This window comes from Sneathiella sp. (assembly GCF_041689005.1).
Lineage (GTDB): Bacteria > Pseudomonadota > Alphaproteobacteria > Sneathiellales > Sneathiellaceae > Sneathiella.
On the sequence record NZ_JBDNHC010000082.1, the window covers coordinates 1 to 6,690 of the forward strand.

7 protein-coding genes and 4 pseudogenes are annotated in these 6,690 nt (G+C 48.1%); 5 read left to right on the top strand and 6 right to left on the bottom strand.

The features are described from left to right. Nucleotides 1-136: 136 nt before the first annotated feature. Nucleotides 137-250, top strand: a pseudogene (locus tag ACESNI_RS10295) (IS5/IS1182 family transposase); the annotation flags it as partial. A 311-nt stretch (nucleotides 251-561) separates the two neighbouring features. Here the strand turns inward: ACESNI_RS10295 and ACESNI_RS10300 are convergent. The 4 genes from ACESNI_RS10300 to ACESNI_RS10315 all read right to left on the bottom strand — a co-directional run bounded on the left by ACESNI_RS10300 (nucleotide 562) and on the right by ACESNI_RS10315 (nucleotide 3,598). Further along, nucleotides 562-1,167, bottom strand: a complete 606-nt coding sequence (locus ACESNI_RS10300; RefSeq protein WP_373086536.1) for an MBL fold metallo-hydrolase — start codon at nucleotides 1,165-1,167, stop codon at nucleotides 562-564. 71 nt (nucleotides 1,168-1,238) lie between these two features. Then, nucleotides 1,239-2,489, bottom strand: a complete 1,251-nt coding sequence (locus ACESNI_RS10305) for an ATP-grasp domain-containing protein (RefSeq protein ID WP_373086538.1) — start codon at nucleotides 2,487-2,489, stop codon at nucleotides 1,239-1,241. Nucleotides 2,490-2,501: 12 nt separating this feature from the next. Continuing rightward, a complete protein-coding gene (locus ACESNI_RS10310) occupies nucleotides 2,502-3,365 on the bottom strand; it encodes a NifU family protein (protein ID WP_373086540.1) in 864 nt (287 codons plus the stop codon). 41 nt (nucleotides 3,366-3,406) lie between these two features. Further along, nucleotides 3,407-3,598, bottom strand: a complete 192-nt coding sequence (locus tag ACESNI_RS10315; protein WP_373086542.1) for a rhodanese-like domain-containing protein — start codon at nucleotides 3,596-3,598, stop codon at nucleotides 3,407-3,409. Nucleotides 3,599-3,941: 343 nt separating this feature from the next. On the opposite strand from ACESNI_RS10315, the pseudogene ACESNI_RS10320 reads away from it, so the two are divergent. From ACESNI_RS10320 to ACESNI_RS10330, 3 genes and pseudogenes are all read left to right on the top strand, one after another. Next, nucleotides 3,942-4,034: pseudogene (locus ACESNI_RS10320) on the top strand (IS5/IS1182 family transposase); the annotation flags it as partial. Then, nucleotides 4,032-4,133: pseudogene (locus ACESNI_RS10325) on the top strand (IS5/IS1182 family transposase); the annotation flags it as partial. The pseudogenes ACESNI_RS10320 and ACESNI_RS10325, both read left to right, overlap by 3 nt. Beyond that, entirely contained in the window at nucleotides 4,133-4,645 is a 513-nt protein-coding gene (locus tag ACESNI_RS10330; protein WP_373086544.1) for a CoA transferase, read from the top strand. The pseudogene ACESNI_RS10325 and the gene ACESNI_RS10330, both read left to right, overlap by 1 nt. Nucleotides 4,646-4,710: 65 nt before the next feature. Here the strand turns inward: ACESNI_RS10330 and ACESNI_RS10335 are convergent, their stop codons facing one another. Both ACESNI_RS10335 and ACESNI_RS10340 read right to left on the bottom strand, forming a co-directional pair. Next, on the bottom strand, nucleotides 4,711-5,469 hold the full coding sequence (locus ACESNI_RS10335; protein ID WP_373086545.1) for a GntR family transcriptional regulator: 759 nt from the start codon (nucleotides 5,467-5,469) through the stop codon (nucleotides 4,711-4,713). A gap of 480 nt (nucleotides 5,470-5,949) precedes the next feature. Then, complete coding sequence (locus ACESNI_RS10340; RefSeq protein ID WP_373086546.1) at nucleotides 5,950-6,171, bottom strand: hypothetical protein; 222 nt, start codon at nucleotides 6,169-6,171, stop codon at nucleotides 5,950-5,952. A gap of 138 nt (nucleotides 6,172-6,309) precedes the next feature. Here ACESNI_RS10340 and ACESNI_RS10345 point away from each other — a divergent pair. Beyond that, nucleotides 6,310-6,690, top strand: a pseudogene (locus tag ACESNI_RS10345) (cyclase family protein); the annotation flags it as partial.

Here is a 6,690-nt window from a genome sequence, read left to right on the forward strand (position 1 = left end):
AGTTCTTCGCGGATCGCGTCCAATGCCACTTGTGCTTTAAAATCTGCTGGATATCGGGTTCTTTTCTTCATGTCTAATCGTCCTCCTCTTAAGGGCGATTCATCTTAGCAACTGGTCCGATTTTCCGCGACCACCTCTGAACCGCAACCGTCGTCTCGCCAAGGGCTTCGAGAAATCCATCGCCTCGGCAACCGCATGGATCTTCATGGCCTCCGTCCAACTCCTCGCCAGACGGATCGCAAGATCATGATATTAAACGCGATAATTATCGGTCGGACTCTAAGACGCAGGAGTTTCTCAGCATTAATATTCAGGCAGTTGCGTTTGCAGTCGCTCATACGTCAAAAGCTTCAGTACGACATTGCTTCAAGTAATTTAGATTGATTAAGTGGAGTTGTCTGCGTTGAGAAAATATTGTAGGTTGCTGTGTGAATATTCAGAAATATTTGAGCTGATCCTGAAGACTTAAATTTCTGCATCTTTCTTTCCCGTCGTCGGATTTAAGTATTTTAAAATTCTTAAATTTTTTTGATATTTATATCGTTTCAAGTTCGATAATTTCTATTGAGAAAATGTTTCAACAAGCTCTTTCAGCTGAGCTTTCGCATCTTGCAGGATTGGCGCGCCATCACCAACAAGCAGAATATCAGAGTCAAGATTAAGGAGATTTCGCACATTTTTTTTGAGGAGAGTGGCGTCATCCATAACTCGTTCAGGCAAAAACACGCAATGGCCTGGTGGATTACCAATCACGGCATCGCCAACGATCAGAATACTACGCTCTTTCCAGTGTAAGGCGACCTCGCCCGGCGACTTGCCCGCAGCGTCGACAATCTCAAGCGGCCCTATTCGGCTTCCGATGCTTAATTCTCCGTCGATTTTAGTCCCTTGGGCTTCTGCATGTTCCCTATCGCCAACATGGATCAGCGTCTTCGCTCCAGTTCTTTCCTGCACTCGATTTGCCGCTCGTGAATGATTGCGGTTGGTCAGAATAATTGTCGAGACGCCTGTTTTGACAATAACGTCAAGATCCTCGTCTGTCGGCTCAATAGGGTCAATGCAAATATTGCCGTCTGGATGGCAAATAAGGTGGCCATTAAAGTTATATCCATGAGGGTCTGAAAACCACGACCAAGTGAGGATATCTGTGACAATTTCCAACATCATTTTTGCTCTTCCTATTTTGCGATTGGATACAGAATTTGTATATTAGAAATAGACTATTGAGTGAGCGATGGCTAGTTAGTCGGGCTATTTTCCTCAGCTTCGATAACAAACTCAAGAAAATTGTAGGCGTCTCGTAAGGTCGCTTCAACGGCAGCCGGTGTGTCTCCTGACGCGAAAATAAAACCCAGATAGCGGTTTCCTTCGGGTAATGGGACCAAAGTCGCCCCGAGCGGAATGCTAAGGGTGACATCGTCTATCATGGCCAGTGCCCTTGCGTCCTCAAGCCCCAAGACCTGGCGGAGCACACCAGCCGCAGGAATGGGCATCATCATAACGCCCGATGCAGAACAATCGAGCGCGGGGCGTGGATTGGGCTGCCCTAAGGCGTGTTTTAGGATCAAATCTTCCAGCGATCCGTTCGGGCCAAAGGACAAAACCCGTGAACAGAGGCCACCAATAGAACGGGCCGCTACTTCGATCAGCCAAACACCTCTGTCGTTGATCCGCAGTTCTGCGTGGATGGGGCCGTGCCTCAGACCTAACGCGGCGACAGCACGGCTCACGGCGGTGGCAATGTCTTTTTGCACGCACGGCGACAGGCGCGATGGCGTAATATAGAGGGTTTCTTCGAAATACGGGCCAACCAGGGGGTTGGGCTTGTCAAAGAGAGCCAATATTGTGAGATTGCCCCCATCCAACAACCCCTCCAACGCGACTTCATCACCCGGGATGTAGTCTTCGATTAAAATATGACCTGTGGCATTCTCGTCAATGTCAGCCTTGTTCAGGATGGTTTTGATCCGCTCGAACGCCGCAACAAATTCTGATGGTTCATTAGCGCGAATGACCCCGCGGCTTGCTGAAAGCGCCAAGGGTTTCAGCACTACAGGATAATTCACCAATACTGAGGCCTCTATTGGATCGGCCTCTACCGGCTGCAGAGTAAAGCGCGGTGCCAGCAAGCCAGAGTTGGCAAGACGCGTGCGAAACCGGTATTTATTGCGAGCTGTCTCGATAGATTCCTGACTGTTATGGACAAGATTTAGCGCTTTCGCCGCTCTGGCCGCAATGAGGGTGGTTTCATCATCGACGCCAATAATCGCGGTTATGGGATACGTTTCGTTATAAGCGATGACTTCGGCGACCCCTTTATCCACATTATTGAAATCCAACGTCACCGTTCGGCCTTTGGAAAATTGTTCCAGTACTTGCCGTTGATTGGAGCCGACGGCCACATCAATGCCAAGCCGATCAGCCGCAGCGAGGAAATCACCGATGCGATAGGATGTCGTTGGGACCAGTAACAGGACTCTGCCGGTCACAGCGCTCTTCGCCTAAATAGCACTCATGCCGCCTTTGCCTGGTTGGTAATAGGGGTTGGTGCCATCTGCATGATCTGTAACATCGAGGACATTTTTAATGCTTGGAAGCTGTGACATGATGGTTGTGGCAATGCCTTGCTTCAAGGTAACATCTGCCATACCGCAGCCTTGGCAGCCTCCCTCCAAGCGAATGTAAACAGTATCCTCTTTTACATCGACGAGGGCAATATGGCCACCATGTTGGGCCACTTGTGGATTTATTTGATCCACCAGGATTTGCTGAACGGCGTTGCCGTCTGGTGTATCAAGACCCGGTTTGTCCAAGACTTCACGGTAGTCCATAACACCTTGGACTTCGGGAATGTAATGGCGCAGCATATTTTCAATACCTTTCAGCAGGCTGTACGCGGAACCTGAAAATTCCAATAGAACTTTACCGGCCTTAAACCCGCGGAATTTTATATTGCTGCCCTGTTGCGTTGCAGCGGGTTTGATCCTAGTATCAATGAGGTCTTTAATCTGATCGATCAAGTCCAGATCAGTGTCCTGCTCCAAAATAAAATCCTCTTGTGTCGTGTTATCTCCCTCGGCATCATGCATCACTGGCATCCCTGATGTAAAATGCGCCATGATCCCAACAAGGATAGCGGGCTTCAAATCGTCCCAACTAGACTCGTTTGATTTTGCAACGGTAATCGACTCTATATCAAAGTAGATGCCGGTCACGCCGTCGATCTCAAACAGGCGTCTAGCCAGCGGGGAGCGTTCTGCCGCTTCGGCATCGGGAAAATGAGCCAGACCTGTTGCCAGTATGGTACGGCCAGGCAGAAAATTCATGCGTGCCGGGTTTGCTTTGATCTCGGTTTGGATAAACACGGATATTCCTCCTTATTTCACTTGGCTCTCTGGATCGGGTCTTAGTATCGGGGCATACTCGTATCAACAAGTTGTGCCCAATGGTCGATACCACCTTCCAGATTGATGACCTTGTCGAACCCTTGCTGCAAAAGCCACTGTGTGACCTGCATCGAGCGTTGACCATGATGACACATGATCACCAGTGATTTGTCGCGTGGCAATTCGTCAAATCGCTGTGGAATTTGCGTCATTGGAATGGTTAGAATGCCTTTGTATGCTGCAAATATCCAACTCGTTGGGTTCGCGCACATCCAGCAACAGATGATCGTCACCGTTTTGCCGCATTTCATTCAGTTGCTGAACATTGATCTGCATGCATCCGCCATATCTCAATTTCTAAGGCAATTATTATACTTTCTTTGTGCCGATGAAGATAGGGCTTTGTATGAAGAAAACTGCTTGAACTATGACAAAGTTCGATTCATCTTTAGGGCATGAAAGTCCATTTCAATACTTTAGGGTCAGGACCCATTAAATTTCTTGCGGGTGTGCCGGTTTTGTGATTCACAGTACTTTTGATGAAGGACGTGTTTTATGAGCCACCTATATTACCTGAGCGCCCGCCAGTTTGAGCGGCTGAAGCCGTATTTTCCAATATCTCACGGCAAACCACGAGTTGATGACAGGCTCAAAGACTGGAGACGCATCGCCACACGTTATGACCGGTGCGCCCATACCTTTTTCTCTGCAATATGCATCGCAGCTATCGTCATTTGGTGGATTTAATGAGTCCTGACCCTAGAAAACTGGGGGCTATTCACACGGACTTCAAAGCTACACGCCAAAAGAGAAGTTCGCATTTTTCTGTTACACCTTGCCAAACATATAAAGCCAAAAATGGCTGGATATTCATAATGTGTATGCCCGAAAAATTTTGGCGGACGATGGTCGAGACACTTAAGCGGTCTGAACTCCTTAAGGACTCGAGATTTGTGACCATGCAGGATCGCACGTCTCATCGTGACATCTTAACCGATATTCTTGACCGCATATTCATGTCACAAACGGTGGACTGCTGGGTTAATTTACTTGGGGACAAGATACCGATTGGCCCAGTTCTGGACATTGACCGTGCACTGGAAAGCCCTTTCGTGGAGGAAATTGGTATGATCTCTAGCGTGCCGCACCCCGCAAAATCGGATTTGCGCCTCCTGTCTAATCCGCTCCGATTTGACGGTGAGCGGCCTGTTCAAAAGGTTGGCTCTGCATTGGGAGCAGATAATAAGGATTATCTCTGAAATTTGTGGAGGGCCCAAAAAAATACATATTAGCCTGATTTTCCAACGGTTTCCTCTCTCAAAAATTAGTTATTTAGCCGACGTAGCTTCATTGAGAAAATGAACTCGGTTGCTGGATATCGGTTGACACTCAAAAGTGCGATATCGTCATTGGATGTTATCCGGTAAATCCGTCTAACCTCGATTCCGATCTCATCCTCTTCCATGCCAATACCCCGACCAAACTCGCTGTCGCACGTGAAAGTGCAGATTGTTTGCTCGACCTCACCAATTACCTCTCCATAAATGGCTTCAATCAAACCATAAATCGATCCAGTATGAGCCTCAATGACTCTACCAACACCAGCATAGGGGGCCGACACAAACGCGTCCATCTCGTTAAAAGGAACCGTTTCGTGGGGTCTTTTTCGAGTTGCACGCACATGAAGCCATGTTTGGTTGGCTACTTCTTCCGGAAATCCGGTCGTCCAACTTGGGATTGGTATCATTTTTCTGTCCGGGAGCATGTATTTAGTCTCGACATCAGCAGGAAAAAGATCACCAATTGTATTGATTTGATGAACATAACCTTTGGAAACGCCAGGGCCCTCGACGATTGTACCGAGCCCTTGATGGGAGCGGACAAGACCGGACTCTCGAAGATTCCTCAGCGCCTGCCGCACAGTTTGACGACTTACTTTGAAGCGGTCGACTAGCGTGGCTTCTGAAGGAAGCTGCGAGCCAACTGGATATACACCCTTCACGATTGCGGACTGGAGTTCGCGAAACACCGTCATGTAAAGCGGGTTATTTCGTTTCTCTGTCGATTCCGATATTTTAGTCATACTATCCCCATGGGCACTCGACGACTGGAAAATTTATTCTGCAATCTTTCTCGCCATTCCTTTTAATAATCGATATCGTGACTGTGGACGTATCTCAAATTCGCCTAATCTCGCCACAGAACTATCGTCGCTACAAAGTTTGTGGTTGCGACTCAGTTAATTATGAGTGTGCAGACGCTCAAAGGCAATGGGCCATGCCTGACGAATAATTATCTGTAAACACTATCTCCTTATATGTTTTGATCCAAACTGTGGCGTTCTTTTGCCGGAATATTAGCACATGATCCTCAAGACCGCCCGCGCCATAAGGACGTTCCGCACGATTTTTGCGGCGGCATAGCCGTTCCCACGAAGGTCGCAGACGATCTGTCATAGATACGAAAATATCAGGGGAGACACCTGCTAAATAAAGGAACTGCCGCTTGTATAAAAGGGTGGATGCGTTAAACTTTATCATGATGAAAGAGCTTCCAATACTCTTTACATCATTGAATCACAGAATAGATCCCTTGTGAATCCCGCAGACTTTTGCAGCAGGTCTAATATACCGCCAACCACCCCGAGCTGCTCATGGGTCAGCCCGATTTCATCCATAACGTCGGGGGCAATCACCGAAATTGAAGAGCGGTAGAAGTTACTGGCAATATAGACCGTGGAAAGGGCCGCAATGATTTTTATGGCGGTAGCAGTTTCTTTTTTCATTCGTCGTCAGCCTGCTGATTTTGCTTTCAAACAGCTAGCAGCTTGCGACCCTCGGGTCAATTCATGGTGATGGATAGGAATGCCTTGCACGAATCCCGCATCCGGGTAATCTGAATAAAAAACAACAAGGAGGATAAAATGTCCAGATGGGTGAAGCGGCCAGAGGGCTCTAATTGGGGAGATTTTGGCGAGGATGACCAAATTGGCAGATTAAATCTGATCACGCCGGAGAAAATACGAGCGGCAGCGGCAGAGGTTAAGGCAGGCGAAAGATTCTGTCTCAGCCTACCGCTGGATTTGCCGGGTGGGAATTTACTCAATCCCCGGCGTTATCCGCCCGAATTGGCGCCGACTTACCGCTCCGGCAACCGGCCAAATATGAACTACAATCTTTCCCAGGATGACCCCAATATGATCGATGTCATCTGCGATGATGTGGTCACTTTGCATACTCAATATTCATCCCAATGGGATAGCCTTGCCCATGTTGGCCAGGAATTCGATGCCGACGATGACGGC

Bases quoted from the DNA above. Each gene is read 5' to 3' on its own strand.
- ACESNI_RS10335 (WP_373086545.1), bottom strand. From the start codon at position 5,469: ATGACTAAAATATCGGAATCGACAGAGAAACGAAATAACCCGCTTTAC.
- ACESNI_RS10300 (WP_373086536.1), bottom strand. From the start codon at position 1,167: ATGATGTTGGAAATTGTCACAGATATCCTCACTTGGTCGTGGTTTTCA.
- ACESNI_RS10315 (WP_373086542.1), bottom strand. From the start codon at position 3,598: ATGACGCAAATTCCACAGCGATTTGACGAATTGCCACGCGACAAATCA.
- ACESNI_RS10340 (WP_373086546.1), bottom strand. From the start codon at position 6,171: ATGAAAAAAGAAACTGCTACCGCCATAAAAATCATTGCGGCCCTTTCC.
- ACESNI_RS10330 (WP_373086544.1), top strand. From the start codon at position 4,133: ATGAGTCCTGACCCTAGAAAACTGGGGGCTATTCACACGGACTTCAAA.